Source organism: Brevibacillus sp. MS2.2, from assembly GCF_013284345.1.
Taxonomy (GTDB): Bacteria; Bacillota; Bacilli; order Brevibacillales; family Brevibacillaceae; genus Brevibacillus; species Brevibacillus brevis_C.
Genome location: NZ_JABSUZ010000016.1, coordinates 32129 through 46560, shown reverse-complemented (window position 1 = coordinate 46560; position 14432 = coordinate 32129). Strand labels below are relative to the sequence as shown.

Annotated in this window: 15 protein-coding genes; 9 read left to right on the top strand and 6 right to left on the bottom strand. The window is 49.3% G+C overall.

Annotated elements, in window-relative coordinates:
* Positions 1 to 57: 57 nt before the first annotated feature.
* From HP568_RS15945 to HP568_RS15925, 5 genes are all read right to left on the bottom strand, one after another.
* On the bottom strand, positions 58 to 567 hold the full coding sequence (locus tag HP568_RS15945; protein ID WP_173629593.1) for a HugZ family pyridoxamine 5'-phosphate oxidase: 510 nt from the start codon (positions 565 to 567) through the stop codon (positions 58 to 60).
* A 17-nt stretch (positions 568 to 584) separates the two neighbouring features.
* Positions 585 to 1364 carry an ABC transporter ATP-binding protein gene (locus tag HP568_RS15940; protein ID WP_173629592.1) on the bottom strand — a complete coding sequence of 260 codons (780 nt, stop codon included), beginning with the start codon at positions 1362 to 1364 and terminating at the stop codon, positions 585 to 587.
* 1 nt (position 1365) lies between these two features.
* Entirely contained in the window at positions 1366 to 2361 is a 996-nt protein-coding gene (locus HP568_RS15935; protein WP_173629591.1) for a FecCD family ABC transporter permease, read from the bottom strand.
* A 12-nt stretch (positions 2362 to 2373) separates the two neighbouring features.
* Positions 2374 to 3369 carry a helical backbone metal receptor gene (locus HP568_RS15930; protein WP_173629590.1) on the bottom strand — a complete coding sequence of 332 codons (996 nt, stop codon included), beginning with the start codon at positions 3367 to 3369 and terminating at the stop codon, positions 2374 to 2376.
* A 306-nt stretch (positions 3370 to 3675) separates the two neighbouring features.
* On the bottom strand, positions 3676 to 4269 hold the full coding sequence (locus tag HP568_RS15925; RefSeq protein WP_173629589.1) for a MerR family transcriptional regulator: 594 nt from the start codon (positions 4267 to 4269) through the stop codon (positions 3676 to 3678).
* Positions 4270 to 4541: 272 nt separating this feature from the next.
* Between HP568_RS15925 and HP568_RS15920 the strand changes: the two genes are divergently transcribed.
* From HP568_RS15920 to HP568_RS15910, 3 genes are all read left to right on the top strand, one after another.
* Complete coding sequence (locus HP568_RS15920; protein WP_048031656.1) at positions 4542 to 4739, top strand: hypothetical protein; 198 nt, start codon at positions 4542 to 4544, stop codon at positions 4737 to 4739.
* Positions 4740 to 4872: 133 nt separating this feature from the next.
* On the top strand, positions 4873 to 5568 hold the full coding sequence (locus HP568_RS15915; protein ID WP_173629588.1) for a metal-dependent hydrolase: 696 nt from the start codon (positions 4873 to 4875) through the stop codon (positions 5566 to 5568).
* A gap of 683 nt (positions 5569 to 6251) precedes the next feature.
* Positions 6252 to 6710: a TspO/MBR family protein gene (locus HP568_RS15910; RefSeq protein WP_173629587.1), complete on the top strand. Its 459-nt coding sequence runs from the start codon at positions 6252 to 6254 to the stop codon at positions 6708 to 6710.
* 13 nt (positions 6711 to 6723) lie between these two features.
* On the opposite strand, the gene HP568_RS15905 is transcribed toward HP568_RS15910, so the two are convergent.
* Positions 6724 to 8016, bottom strand: a complete 1293-nt coding sequence (locus HP568_RS15905) for an amidohydrolase (RefSeq protein WP_173629586.1) — start codon at positions 8014 to 8016, stop codon at positions 6724 to 6726.
* Between the two features lie 219 nt (positions 8017 to 8235).
* Between HP568_RS15905 and HP568_RS15900 the strand changes: the two genes are divergently transcribed.
* The 6 genes from HP568_RS15900 (at position 8236) to HP568_RS15875 (ending at position 14312) form a co-directional block, all read left to right on the top strand.
* A complete protein-coding gene (locus HP568_RS15900) occupies positions 8236 to 9093 on the top strand; it encodes a MurR/RpiR family transcriptional regulator (protein WP_483296478.1) in 858 nt (285 codons plus the stop codon).
* 17 nt (positions 9094 to 9110) lie between these two features.
* The gene (locus HP568_RS15895) at positions 9111 to 10148 is read left to right on the top strand and encodes a serine hydrolase domain-containing protein (protein WP_173629585.1); all 1038 of its coding nucleotides are present in this window, start codon (positions 9111 to 9113) and stop codon (positions 10146 to 10148) included.
* Between the two features lie 25 nt (positions 10149 to 10173).
* Positions 10174 to 11457, top strand: a complete 1284-nt coding sequence (locus HP568_RS15890; protein ID WP_173629584.1) for an ABC transporter substrate-binding protein — start codon at positions 10174 to 10176, stop codon at positions 11455 to 11457.
* Positions 11458 to 11593: 136 nt separating this feature from the next.
* Positions 11594 to 12487, top strand: coding sequence for a carbohydrate ABC transporter permease (locus HP568_RS15885; protein ID WP_082196037.1), 894 nt, complete (start codon positions 11594 to 11596; stop codon positions 12485 to 12487).
* Positions 12488 to 12520: 33 nt separating this feature from the next.
* On the top strand, positions 12521 to 13345 hold the full coding sequence (locus tag HP568_RS15880; protein WP_173629583.1) for a carbohydrate ABC transporter permease: 825 nt from the start codon (positions 12521 to 12523) through the stop codon (positions 13343 to 13345).
* A complete protein-coding gene (locus tag HP568_RS15875) occupies positions 13332 to 14312 on the top strand; it encodes an N-acetylglucosamine kinase (RefSeq protein ID WP_173629582.1) in 981 nt (326 codons plus the stop codon). Before HP568_RS15880 ends, HP568_RS15875 begins: the two co-directional genes overlap by 14 nt.
* Positions 14313 to 14432 lie beyond the last annotated feature (120 nt).

The following is a 14432-nucleotide window of genomic DNA, read 5'->3' as shown; positions in this document are numbered from 1 at the left end:
ACGTCTCGACGTTTTTCATAGAAATTGGATGTGACCGCTTGCGGTCAGACAAACCGGTCAAGACCGGTTTGTTGATGTGTGACCATCTCGGTTAACGTGGACAAATTTATCGGCTGTCAGGTCAATGTCGTAAGCCTGACCGAACCCAGCTACATAGCGTCCCTCTGATGGTGTCAATTCGAACAAGGAAAAATCAAGGCCGCGCAGCATATCCATCATGCTTTTTCCAAATGACTGTGCAAACAGCTCGAAAATCTCATCGTAACCGGCGTTACCCAAATTCAGGGCTGAACACACGAAGCGAGCGCGTTGGCGAGCAAATAGATTGGTGGCTTTCGACTCGTCTTCAATGAGCATGACATAGACTGCTGGATTTTCTTCCATGTAGCGATAGTGATTCGCAATTTTACTAATGTAGATGTAGAACTTTCCATCGTATTTGACGAACGGGGCGTAGGAGAGAAACGGTTTTCCATGCTCGTCGATCGTGCTTAACATGAGTGTCTTCATGTTCGCAGCAAACGATTGGTACTGGGCCTTCATCGCTTCCTTATCCATCGCTTTCATACGAGCACCTCACTTGTTTAATTTGCTTTTTTCAAAATGTGAATCCGCGGGCTACCGCTGTCTGACGTGTACTGAATCTCGGTTTCGACACCGTACACGCTTCGAATCATCTCCATCGTTAGCACATCTTGAGGTTTTCCGAAAACACGCAGGCCTCCGTCTTTGATCACACAAATTTTATCGCTGTAGGCGCTGGCGTGATTCAAATCATGCAGCACCATGACAACCGTCAGCTTCAAATCATGATTCAGCTTACGAACGAGCTCAAGCACATCCAGTTGATGGGCGATGTCCAAATAGGTAGTTGGCTCATCAAGTAACAAGATTTTCGGTTTTTGAGCCAAAGCCATCGTGATCCAGGCACGCTGTGCTTCCCCGCCAGACAGAGAGACGAGGTAGCGGTCCTTGTAGCTGAGCATACCGGTTTGTTCCAAAGCCCACCTAACGATCTCATAGTCTTCGCCACTCAGGCGCTCAAACCATTTTTTATGGGGAACGCGGCCGTATCCGACTAGCTCTCCTACGGTTACGTCTGACGGGCACGTGTTGGATTGGCAAAGCATGCACATGATGCGAGAGATTTGCTTCATACTCAGGCTATTCAATTCTTGATCCGCAATACATACACGGCCGCTTTCACAAGGAATCAGCCGTGAAATCGCTTTGAGAATCGATGATTTTCCTGAACCATTTGGACCAATGATCGAAACAACCTCTCCTTCTTGGATATCGAGAGAAAAGTCATGGACGATTGTACGTGAACCGTAGCTGATGTTCAACGATTGCACCTGTAACATGTCACATGCCCCCTTTTCGCATTAAGTAAAGGAAATAAGGTCCTCCCACGATTGCCATCACAATCCCGGCAGGAATCTCCAAAGGAGCGAATGCCGTTCGACCAAACGTATCGGCCACAAGCAAGACAAGAGAGCCAAGCACGAGGCTAAATGGCAAGCCCAGACGGTAATCAGAGCCGACGAGCATGCGAGCCATGTGCGGCACGACTAGTCCGATAAACCCAACAAGGCCGACAGTCGATACCGAAACGGCTGCCAGATAGACCGCGATGATCGAAAGAGAGAGGCGCAAGCGATGCAAGTTCTGCCCTAAATTGTGAGCGACTTGTTCTCCAAGGCGTAAAATGTTTGCCTGCCTGATCGATAACAGCGCTGCGATCCACCCGACGATCGAGTAGGGAAGCATCATCATGACATCGCCCATGCCTTTTCCAGACAGACTGCCATTCATCCATTGCAGCGCACTAGGCAGCTTGTCACTGTACAGGATGGACCATAACCCGATTGCTCCACCGAAGACAGCGTTGACGGCAACCCCCGATAATATGATGCGCACAGGTGTTAATCCGCCCTGTTTTTTCCAAGCCATGGAGTAGACCATGCCTGCGGCTACTCCGCCGCCAATGATGGCAGCTAAGGGTATCAAGTAAGAATAGTCGGGCACGACCAGCATGATGAACAACACCGTAACGGCTGCCCCGCTGGATACCCCCGTCAAACCTGGATCGGCAAGCGGATTTTGCATGACTGCTTGCAGCAGGGCACCCGATGCAGCGAGATTGGCCCCAATCAATAGAGCAAGAAAAACACGCGGAATCCGGATATCCCACAGGATGGTTTGACTTGCGGCATCGCCGTGTCCGAGGATGGTTTCTATTGTTTCGGCAAGCGTGAGGCGTACGCTCCCCAGACCAATGGAGAGCAGTACAGCTACACCGAGCATGATGCAAGCTGTCACCAAGAGAGCTGCTTTCCTGTTCGGAATGTGCTGGGTCACAGAAAAAACTCCTTAATCGTTATACAGGATGTTTGCGAGCTCCTCGTAGGCAGCCGGAACTTTTACCAGTGAGGCGATCCCGAATGTGCTGTAATCGAGTGCTTTCATTTTGCCATTTTTGAATGCGCTCAGCTTTTCCCATGCGCCGTTTTTCTTCACGTCTTCTTCGAACTTTTTGGTCACTGCGCTCGGATCGCCATGCGCTACCAGTAAAATGACATCGGGATTGGCAGCTACGATCGATTCCATGTTGAGCGGCACGTATGTTTCGGTTTGTTTCAGAACATCGGAAGCGACGTTGGATGCGCCGAGATTACGGGCAAGGCTTCCGACAAATGTATTTTCATTCATGACCATAAGGGCTTCGGCAGAACCGAACAAGAACAATACTTTGGGGGCGGGCTTCCCTTTGGTTGCGTCTATAATCGTTTGTTCTTTTTCCATGATGGATTGGAGAAACGCTGTTGCTTTCTCTTCCTGCTTGAACAGGCGTCCGAGTGCGACAGTAGACAGTTTGAGCTCGTCGATTGAGTCTACAGGCAAGTACGCGGTAGGCAGTGCTGCGGGTTTTAATTTTTTATCGATGCTCGCTTGGATTGAGGTAGGACCGAGAATCACGTCAGGCTGAAGCTTCGCGACCTGCTCCAAATCAGGCTGGTGAGAAGTGCCGATACGCGGAACATTGTCAAGGGAGGCTGGCAGCTTGCTGCTTGTCGTCGGTACGCCTACCGGAGTGACACCCAGTTCGTTCAGTAACTCGGTAATCGCTACGGAAACGGTCACGACTTTTGTAGGTGGCTGGGCTTTGAATTGGGTGAGTAGCTCTTCTACCTTTTTTTCATCTACGCTGATTGTATGGACGGCTTGTTTGCTTGATGTCGACGAGTCCGACTGTGAGCTGCTAGCAGCTTGTTGTGTGACAGCTTCAGGGGACGCGGAATTGCTGCATCCAACTACACCTGTCAATAGCAAAGCAATCATCCCGGTTTTCCATCCTGCATGTTTCAATGTACGAAGCCTCCTGAGAATTTATGATAATGAGAATCAATCTCTTTTGAGTCGATTATGATTATATAGAGAATGATTACTATTATCAATAAAAAATTTCCATAGAAAGGAATGGCGAAAACAGGAGGAAAACCGGGGGAAAAAGAGGAAAGTAGAGGTGTTTTGTGCTAAGAGAGAAGGTTGCCCGGAGTAATTGAATGGAGCGTATATCATGCGGAAGTGGCCATTTCGTAAGCGAGGCGTCCGGGCATCCCAAGTCGCTGGCTGCGAGAAAAAAGAAGGCAACAATGTAAATCTTGCAGCCGTCTAGCGAATCCGAAAAAGCTTCTGCCAGATCGAAGTTTTCCGTTCAGCGTCCCTGATTTTGGCTAACTCGATTTTGGCATCCATAATGTCATTCATTGCCTTGGTCAAGCGGCGATCACGTTCCTTCAGGTTGTTGGTAATATAGGTTTCCTGCTTTTCTACACGAGCTAGCAGCGCTAAGTAGGCGGCGTCTTGTTGCTGGACATGAGAAGCCAAGGCATGCAGCTTTTCATCCAGCTCTTCAAGGGCAGCAGTATGATTCAAAGCCGGATGTGAGGAAACAGGGGGGAATGCAACCGCAACGGCCGTTTCCTTACGAGCGGGTTCAGGGGAGCTTTGCGTAGCCACCATTTGGGCAGCTTCATCTTGCGGAATGAGTTGATCTTTTGTTAAACTATAAAACCGCTGAAGACACGTAATATCTGTCTGCCTGTACTCCCGACGATTCTGATTATCCCGCAAAAACCAGTAGCCGTGCTGTTCCAAGAGCATGCTCCACTTGCGCAAGGTGCTCGCTCCGATGCCTAACAGTCCCGCAACTTCTCTGCCACTGTATGTTCTCTCCCGTGCCAATAACTCGATAACTTCTCCCATGGAAATCCCTCCTCTGGCGTAAGTCCGCTCATCTCTTGCTATACCGTTTCTGTACGTGAAAATGGTTTTCCTCTTGGAATCGTGCGACAAAATCTCACAGTGTTCGTAAGCAGTGTGCTGATTTGGCGTCAATTTGTCACCAGACGACAAAGTTGTTGGCAAAATGAGGACAAATGACGGACGGGTACAAGTACATTTTCTCTTTAACTCCGCATGTGCTCAGTAGGGCTATGCCAAATGTTCATAGGATGCATGAGAAGGAGGGATTAACCATGGCATTCAAAGATCAGGTAAAAAAATTCGAAGGAAGAAATGTTAGGGTTGCCACTGTAGACGGCACTTTTTTTGGTCGTCTAGTACAAGTAAAATCGACCACCATTATTTTGGAAGAGCGCAATGGTAATCGCCGCACCATTATTCGTGATTCGAAAATTGTTGCCGTTACAGAGCATGACGGCGACGATTGCTAAGTACTGATTGTAGAAAAATAGGATTTGTTTCTCAGGCTGTCGAGTGATCGACGGCCTTTTCTATTCTTTACACCCTGCGGCGTGGTAACATTAAAGGGACTGAAAAAACGCTGCGAATAGAGGAGGTACCACTATGTTGGATATTCGGTATCACGGACATTCTTCCGTGCAGGTAACGAGTGAAGGGCATTCGATCATGATTGATCCATTTATTTCAGGAAGCCCAGTGGCAGCAACCAAGCTGGAAGACATCTCTGTTCAGTACATTCTTCTAACACATGGACACCAGGATCATATTTTGGATGCGGTAGAGTTGGCCAAGAAAAACGATGCGACAATCGTTGCAACCCATGAGCTTGCTACCTATTTGAGCTGGCAGGGAGTCAAGACCATCTCGATGAATCTGGGAGGCTCTATCAAACTGCCATTTGGAAAAGTGAAAATGACACAGGCGTTCCACAGCTCCGGTGTCGTGCTGGATGATGAGAAACAAATCGTGTACATGGGAATGCCAGGGGGCTTTGTGATCGAGCTAGGTGGAAAAACGCTCTATCACGCAGGGGATACAGGACTGTTCGGTGACATGAAGCTAATCGGAGAGCGTCATAACATCGATTTGGCGTTCCTGCCGATTGGAGATGTGTTCACAATGGGACCTGAGGATGCACTCGTTGCTGCCGAGTGGGTACAAGCCGATTTTGTTGTCCCAATTCATTACGATACATTCCCGCCGATCAAACAGGATGGGGAAGCGTTCGTAGCCGAGCTGGCTGAAAAAGACATCAGAGGCAAGGCATTGAAGCCAGGGGAGACATTGCGTTTGCCATAACACGATCTTGATACATAGAACCGCTAATCTACCGAGGGTGAGATTAGCGGTTTTTTTATGGGGGTTCTAGGTATGTGGCTGCGGTGGGGAGAAGAATATTTCCAGACTAGGCTCCAGGCTCCGTCCCGCTGGGGGTTGGGACTGTCCGCTCCGAAGGGATTTGCGGGGAAACGCAAAAGTGGTAGCCGCTTCGTCCTATGGGCACGTTGCGTTTCTTTTGCCCGCAAATCCCTTCTCCGCTAGGTCAGGACTCCACAAGTCGCTACGTCTGGAAATATTCTTCTCTGTCGGAACTGATTATGTTCTTCCATCTTTTAAAAAATCGGATCACACGGAAAGCTCGTAGAGGAAACAGGAGAAAAAAGCGAAGATCTTAGGGACACCGACCGAGGCGCAATGAAAAAAAGAGAAACAAGCTCTTAGCGTCCACCTCTGAGACGCCTCCTGAACGGACGACTTTGGACGCGGGTTTCGCTTTTTTTCATGGAGCCGGGCAGTCAATCCCACAGGGGGTGGACCTAGAAGCTGAGCGTTTTCTCCTGTTTCCTCCCCAGCACTACAGCAACGTACCAAAAAGTTTTTTATACCAAAAAAGAAATCTCTGAAACTAGCATGAAAAGAACAGGACCACTCATAGATATAAAAGAGTAACGAAGAGTAAAGAAGAAAGGGTGACTTCCTGGATGAGATTGGTGCACAATAGTCTTCTATTTCTTGCGGGAGTGGTCCTCTATTCACTGGGTGGTCTTGCTTTTCCATACGGTGGGGACTGGTATAATTCCCTGGCCAAGCCCGATGGGACACCGCCAATTTACTTGTTCCGTATCATCTGGCTCATTTTATATGCACTCATAGCATGGTCGCTCCTGATCTTGATTCGAACCAGGCAGATAGACCGCGAGCTTTTGCTTCTATATGGAATCAATTGGTTTTTTCATCAACTTTTTTTCGTATTGTTTATCGGCTATCAACTGCTCGTGTTGGCTGCGCTGGATACCATTCTGGTGATGTATTCCACATGGGTGCTGATTCGCGCCATTCGTCCCCACCACAAAATTGCATCCTCACTGCTCATTCCCTCTTTCATGTGGAGCTTGTTTGCGATGTGTCTCGCGGTTGGCTTCTGCCTGCTCAACCTGTGAGAGCACAAAATAATTACAGGCCCTCTACGAGTCGGCTGGCTCGCGCTGTCGCTTCTCTCTTTATTTCCTCCCAATGAAGAGTTTGGAATTGGCGCTGATGCATCAAAATTTCTCCGTTCACAATAGTTGTATCCACATCGGCTCCTGTTGCGCTGTATGCAAGCAGGGCAGGGATGTCATGGACAGGCTGCAGGTGCGGTTTATCCAGATCGATCAGGATGAGATCAGCTCTCTTCCCGGCTTCCAGAGTTCCGACCTCGTGATCGATCGCAAGCAGCTTTGCACTTTCGATGGTAGCCATGCGCAAGGCTGCTTGGGCAGGAAGAACCGTCGGATCGCCGTGCTTGAGCTTTTGCATCCAAGTTGCGGCTTTGATCTCGGCAAACATATCGAGAGTCGTAGCACTGCCAGCACCATCTGTTCCCATCCCGACAGTGACCCCAGCCTCGATCAGCTCTCTGACAGGGGCGATGCCGCAGCCGAGCTTCAAATTGCTAACAGGATTATGTGCGACACCGCCTCTCATCCTGCGAAGAAGTGAGACATCGGATTCATTCAGATGAACAGCATGCGCGAGCAAGACGTGGGTGTCGTGGAACATGCCCAGTTCATGCAAATACTCCGTGGGAGTCTGATTGTACTTGGTCCGGATTTTTTCTCCTTCCTCAATCGTTTCAGCCAGATGGATGTGGAGCGGGATTTTGCGCTTGCGGGCAAGCTCGATGACTCCTTGCAAAGGCTTCGGAGGGCACGTATAAGGAGCGTGCGGACCGAGCATCGTCGTGATTCTGCCATCGCCGGCCCCCGTCCAGTTGTCGATGAGGTCTAAGGCTTCAGCCATTCGTCGTCCTCCGTCATCCTCTAAAAAGACCATGCCGCGAGTCAAGGAAGCGCGTATCCCGGAATCAAGTACCGCTTGGGCAACCGCATCCATATGCACGTACATATCGGCAAAAGCTGTCGTGCCAGAAGCGATCATTTCCGCGATTCCCAGTGTCGTTCCCCAGTAGACATCTTCTCTTGTCATCCGGGCTTCAGCAGGAAGCATCTTTTTGTCCAACCAATCCATCAGCTTGAGGTCATCGGAAAAAGCACGTAGCAAGGACATGCTGGCATGGTTGTGCGCGTTGATGAGACCAGGTATTGCTACCTTATTTTTAGCCAGTATGACACGGTCTGCTTCCTCTTCAAGGGATGGCCCGATTTTGGCGATTCGACCATCCACGATCCAAATATCCCCGAGAAATGGCTTCTCTCCCTCAACCATCGTCAATAACATGCAGTCTTTAATCAGTAACGTTTTCATGGGAAAATCCTCCTTTTTATTCCTGGTAGCGATGCAAGCGTAAAGCTTGACGCCGCGAGAAAGTCAAGGAGGGAATTTTTAGAAAAGGAGAGAACAAATTCAGAAGAGTTGTGCTGAGCTTCGTGATTTTGAAATATTGTTTATTAGATAACAATTGACTAGAGAAATAATGCTACATAAAATGTAGATAAGATTTGGGGGAAGAAAGCGATGTCACATATGTTAAATGGAGGGCTTGTCGGCCTACAAGCAATCTTGGATCAATTGAAGCCTTCAGAGCGAAAAGTCGCTGATTATATCCTGGCTCACCCGGAAGATGTCGTGAAGCTTTCTGTCCAAAAACTGGCGGAATATAGTGGGGTTTCCGAGGCGACGATTATCCGTTTGGCTCGCTCTCTTAATATGAAGGGATATCAGGAGCTGAAGCTGCGCGTCGCGGGAGATTTGACGAAACAGACGGCGATGGGCAGCTATCAGGAGATTATGATGGAGGGTTCAGTTGAATCGATTATGCAAGCGGTCAGTTGGAACAACATTCAATCCATCCAGGATACGCTCTCCGTCTTGTCCAACGAAGAAGTAAAGAAAGCAGTCGACGTGTTGTCGGTAGCCAGGAAGATCGATGTCTACGGGGTCGGTGCATCCGCAGTCATTGCTGACGATATCCGGCAAAAATTTTCGCGGATTAACTTGTGGTGTGAGGCTTATTCGGATTTTCACGCACAATTGACGTCGGCAGTCACTTTAACGGAAAAAGACGTGGTTATCGGCATATCTTATTCAGGACAGACCGAAGACATTATTCAATCGCTGACGGAGGCCAAGCAGCAGGGAGCGACCATCATTACCCTGACCAAATTCGGACCCTCGCCAGTAGCCGAACTAGCCAACATTCGGCTGTTCACCAGCTCGGTAGAAAAAAGCATTCGCAGCGGAGCCATGGCTTCACGCATTGCTCAATTGAACGTCATCGATATTTTATTTATTACCATGATCAGCAGGATGCAAGAGCAAGTCATTCCCCTGTTGGAAAAATCAAGGCTTGCTGTCAGCCGAACGAAACGCTCATCGACGTAGGAGAAGGGAGGGAAGACGTGGACGATTTGGAGCTGCTATTGCAAGGATGGGTGGACAACGGTTTGCTGCCGGGAGCTGCCTTGCGAATCGTGCGTGATCGTCGTATCTGGTATGCGTGTGATGTCGGAACGACGAGTATTGCCAAAGACCAGCGGGTGACGCCGGATACCATGTTTGACCTGGCGTCGCTCACCAAAGTGACGGCGACGCTGCCGGCTATCCTTTTGCTCGTGCAGGAGAGAGTGATAGCGCTAGATGATCAGATTGGTCGATTTTTCCCCGATTGTCCCGCTGATAAAAAGCGGATCACACTCGCACAACTGCTCGCACATACCTCAGGAATGCCGGCAGATTTGGCAGAGAGAAGGCGCGATAGCGAGATCGATTTGCCAGAGCTATTGTATGCGCAAGAATTGATTCACGAGCCAGGGGCCCAGGTAGTTTACAGTGATTTGGGCATGATCTGGTTGGGCCTCGTTATCGAACAAGTAACCGGAGAGCGCTTGGACCAGTTTGTTACCCGGCGCCTCTTCACCCCATTGGGCATGGCACAAACCGTTTACTGTCCAAATCAGCAAATTTATCGGAATATTGCGTCTACTGAGTATTGCCGTCTCACTCACTCCTACATTACAGGCGAGGTTCATGATGAGAAAGCATTTGCGATGGGAGGGGTTGCCGGACATGCTGGACTATTTTCAACGGCTGACGATCTGTGCCGATACGCGATGAGCTGGTTGTACCAAGATCCTCGAATACTTGCGAGCGAATGGTATGAACTGGCGATTCGTAACCATACAGAGCAAGCAGGGGGGAATAGAGGGTATGGCTGGGAGCTCAATCAAGCTTCGACCACCTTGAGCTGTGGAAACGGCTTGCATCGTAAGAGCTTCGGGCATACGGGCTTTACTGGAACCAGTATGTGGATCGACCCGGAGCAACAGTTTGCTGTCATCTTTCTTACCAACGCCGTTCATCTAGGCCGCAATCATCAGCTTCGGCAATTACGACCAATTTTGCACGATGCGGTTACGGCTCAGCTTTTGCAGACCTAAGGGAAGAAAAAGGGGAGGGTTTCGCATGAAGCAATTTCGTTTTCGCTATGTAGCTTCAATCGTGTTGGCTGCAGTTATGGTAGTGACTGGATGTAGCAGTGGAGGAACCGAAACAGAGTCTGGCGGCGGGCAGGGTGGAGGACAGCAGGTAACACTCTCGATGCATAGCTGGCGTGTAGAAGACACAGAGGGCTACAAAGCCATCATCAAAGCTTTTGAGGCAGACAATCCGAATATCAAGATCGACTTCAAACCATTCAAAGCAACGGAGTACAATACCATCCTGAACACGGCGCTCCAAAGCGACAGTGGTCCAGATATTTTGCAACTGCGTCCCTACGCTCCAGGGATTACTCTGGCTGAAGCTGGACATCTGGAGCCTCTCGACAATGTGCCAGGTATATCTACCATACCAAAAGACGTGCTCGCAGCAGCCACAGGTAAAGACGGTAAAGTCTACGGTGTCCCACTATCCCTGAACTCCACGCAATTTTACTACAACAAGAAAATCTTCGAGCAAAATGGTCTCCAGGCACCGAAAAGCTGGGATGAGTTGATCGCGACAGCCAAAGCATTGAAAGAGAAAGGAATCGTCCCGATCTCTTTCGGAGCAAAGGAAGGCTGGCTCCTCTCTCTCAGTCATGGTGTGATTGCCCCTGCTAGCTACAGCGGAACGGATTATCTCGACAAGCTGCTAAAAGGAGAAAGTGACCTGAAAAGCGCCGAGTTCCTCCAATCTGTGCAGCGTATGCAAGAACTTATTCCTTATTTCCCGGAAAATTATGTAGGTCTCGAATTGAATGATATGCGGACGTTGTTCGCCACGGAAAAAGCAGCGATGTTCATCAATGGCAGCTTTGAACTGGAAGGAATCAAAAAGCTCAACCCCGATTTGCCACTTGATTTCTTTCCAATGCCAACCAATGACGGAAAACAAGTCCTGACAACCTGGGTCGATGGTTCCTATGCCGTCAATGCCAAGTCCAAACACAAAGCAGAGGCATTGAAGTTCATGGAATTCATGGCGACGAAAAAGTTCGGGGAGCTATTCGCAAATCAGTTCAAACGAATCAGCGCGGTGCCAGGTGTATCGACTGACGATCCGTTGGTAAACAAGATGGCAGAGCTGTCCCAATCAAGCGCCACGCCCTACTTGATGGTCGTCAGCTTCGCGGAAGGAAAACCGACCACGAAGCAAACATTAGAAAATGCCCTCCAAGGCATGTATTTAGGCAAGCTCACCCCTGAGCAGGTCGTAGAAGAAGTCCAAAAGTCGGCGGCTACCTGGTTCGCTCCCTTTAAAAAGTAGAAAATAGCAAACGAAAAGGGGAGTGGACCTGAGTTGGGTTCACTCCCGGCTTCTAAACAGACCGCGATGATTTTCATAAGAAGGGGTGGGTATCATCGAGACGGTAAACCGGAAAAGCATTCGAACAAAGGGGCAGGTGCGCTGGCTGATTCACTTGTTTCCGCTGCCCGCGCTTGTTATTTATACGTTGTTTGTCGTGTACCCGATCTTTTCGGCATTTTTGTACAGTCTGTACGACTGGAATGGCATCAAGCGCGGGGTTTTTGTCGGACTGCAAAATTTCATTACGTTGTTTACGGTAGAGCCTTTCAACGAAATGTTCTGGAATGCTTTACGGCATAACGTCTTCTACTTTGTGGTCGAAATGATTGTGCAAAATGGGATTGCCTTCGGACTGGCTTTTCTCATCTATCGCAAAATACGAGGTTCCGGGTTTCTCAAGATCGCTTATTTCATGCCAAGGCTGTTGTCTGTCATTGTGATTGGGTTTTTATGGAAATTGATTTTAAATCCGAATTACGGTGCACTCAATACCGTTTTGGGGAAAATTGGTCTCGAAGAGTGGGCCAGACCATGGCTCGGTGATCCGGATACAGCGCTTCTCGCGATTATTTTGATTAACTGCTGGTTTGGCATAGGCTTTGCCATGCTGATCTTTTTGGCGGGACTTCAGTCGATCCCGGAGGATTTGATCGAGGCGGCGAGGTTGGATGGGGCAACAGGCTGGCGGATGTTGTGGAAAATGATTTTGCCGCTGTGCATGCCAGCAATCACGATTATGACCATATTCACGTTCATTCAGGCCTTTGAAGCGTTCGAGCTCGTCTACGCCATGCAAGGCTCGATGGGTGAGCCGTTTTATTCGACGGATACGCTGGCTGTTTACTTTTATCGCATGGCATTTAGCAGCGGAGCTGGGGATGTCACACTTGGACTCGGTTCGGCATTGGCTGTCGTGTTGTTTTTCATCGTCGGATCTGTGTCGGCGCTGTCACTCTATTTGATGAGGAAACGAGAAGTCCAACACTAGTTGCGTGTTCCTGAGTGGAAAGGAGGATGCGATGTGAAGATGACTATGGGTGGGAGAGCTGTATCTTATGTGCTGGCGTATTTCTTTGCGTTAATCGCGTTATATCCGATCGTACTGATGATTTCTTCTTCCCTGAAAACGAATATGGAGATTTTTGCGAGTCCGCTCTCCCTTCCGAAGACGTTTAGCCTGGATACGTATAAAAAGCTATGGGAAGCGGTGCCTTTTGCTGACTTTTTGTGGAACAGTGTATTCGTCAGTGCCATGTCTGTCTTGTTGATTACGGTTTTTTCAGCGATGGCGGCCTTTTACCTGTCGCGCTTTTCCTTTAAATGGACAGGAGGGTTATACTTCTTTTTCATTGTTGGCCTGATGATTCCGATCAAGCTGGGGATCGTTCCCTTGTTTCTGCTGATGAAGAATCTCGGGCTCTTGAATTCACTGTGGTCGCTGATTTTGATTTATACGGCGAGTGGCATTCCGATCTCCGTTTTTATTTTGACGGGCTTCTTTCGGACGTTGCCGATTGAGCTGGAGGAAGCGGCGCGGATCGATGGGTGCAGCCATTTTCAGGTGTTTTGGCGTGTGCTTTTGCCACTGATTCGTCCGGCCTTGGCTACGGTGATTATTATTAATTTCATCCATGCGTGGAACGACTTTTTCTTCCCGTTGATTTTCATTCAAGAGGAAGCGCTCAAGACGATTCCGGTAGGCATGATGGTGCTTTTTGGAGAATATGAAACAGACTGGAGCCTGTTGTTTGCTGGGCTCACGTTGTCTGCCTTACCGATGATCGTCGTGTTTTTGATGGCATCGAGGCAGTTTATGGAGGGGTTGACGGCAGGTGCAGTCAAGTAATGGGGAAAAGTGGTTCATCGGGATCGATGGAGGCGGAAGCAAAACCAGAGCAGCGATCTGCAATGAGACGGGACAGGTTCGAGCAATTGTGGTGGGCGAATCATCCAACCCGCTCTCCAGGAGCTGGGGAGACGTGGAAGCTACTCTGCGCCAACTCATTGAGGCTGTAAGGATAAAAGCAGGTGCCAAAGAAGAGGAAGTAGCCAGCCTGTTTATCGGGCTTGGCGGTGCAGATCGTCCGCAGATCAGGGAGAGAATTCAGCATGCCTTTGTCGAAGAGTGGGGAGAACGGCTGTTGATTGATAACGATGTCATCGCAGCTCTTTACGCGGGAACATGGGGGCAGCCAGGCGTCGTTCTGCTTGCTGGTACGGGCTCGATTGCCTGTGCTTTTTCAAAAGAGGGGGCGCGGCACCGTGTAGGCGGATGGGGGTATCTGGTAGGAGATGAGGGCAGCGGGTTTGATTTGGGTAAAAAAGCGGCAATCGCCGTATTGCGCGAATACGATGGGCGCGGTGAATCGACCGTACTGACGGGACTGTTTATGGACCACTATGGCGTAGAACGTCCTGATGAGCTGATCAACCTGATCTACGGGGGAAGTAATCCGCGAATGGAGCTGGCAAAAACGAGCCAACTCGTGGAACAAGCCGCAACACTAGGCGATCCTGTGGCAAATGCATTGATCATGCAAGCAGTGGAGGATTTGCTAGAATTGGCCGATGCTTGCTTAAAACAGGTCCAGGAGCCTGTACCGGTCGTTTTGGCAGGAGGATTGTTAACTGCCGGTACAATCCTTCGGGAACAACTGGTTGCGAGCGCTTCGTTTCAAACGGTGATTCCCACAGTTTCACCTGTCGTCGGAGCACTTGTCGCGGCAATTACGAGGCTAGGCTTGGCTGTTGACGAAAAAATGGCTGAGCAATTGCGTGTCAGCGCAGCGATACTGGAAAAATCGCACATTTAAATTTTTCGGGGGATGGAAACAACAGAGCGAATAGGGTAAAATTGGGTGAGAATAGGATTTGAGAACGTTGCAGGCTATTTCCGTAATTTGGAGTAGCCGTTTTCTCGTCCCAGGAGGGAG

Bases quoted from the DNA above. Each gene is read 5' to 3' on its own strand.
- HP568_RS15945 (WP_173629593.1), bottom strand. From the start codon at position 567: ATGAAAGCGATGGATAAGGAAGCGATGAAGGCCCAGTACCAATCGTTT.
- HP568_RS15940 (WP_173629592.1), bottom strand. From the start codon at position 1,364: ATGTTACAGGTGCAATCGTTGAACATCAGCTACGGTTCACGTACAATC.
- HP568_RS15925 (WP_173629589.1), bottom strand. From the start codon at position 4,269: ATGGGAGAAGTTATCGAGTTATTGGCACGGGAGAGAACATACAGTGGC.
- HP568_RS15920 (WP_048031656.1), top strand. From the start codon at position 4,542: ATGGCATTCAAAGATCAGGTAAAAAAATTCGAAGGAAGAAATGTTAGG.
- HP568_RS15915 (WP_173629588.1), top strand. From the start codon at position 4,873: ATGTTGGATATTCGGTATCACGGACATTCTTCCGTGCAGGTAACGAGT.
- HP568_RS15910 (WP_173629587.1), top strand. From the start codon at position 6,252: ATGAGATTGGTGCACAATAGTCTTCTATTTCTTGCGGGAGTGGTCCTC.
- HP568_RS15905 (WP_173629586.1), bottom strand. From the start codon at position 8,016: ATGAAAACGTTACTGATTAAAGACTGCATGTTATTGACGATGGTTGAG.
- HP568_RS15900 (WP_483296478.1), top strand. From the start codon at position 8,236: ATGTTAAATGGAGGGCTTGTCGGCCTACAAGCAATCTTGGATCAATTG.
- HP568_RS15890 (WP_173629584.1), top strand. From the start codon at position 10,174: ATGAAGCAATTTCGTTTTCGCTATGTAGCTTCAATCGTGTTGGCTGCA.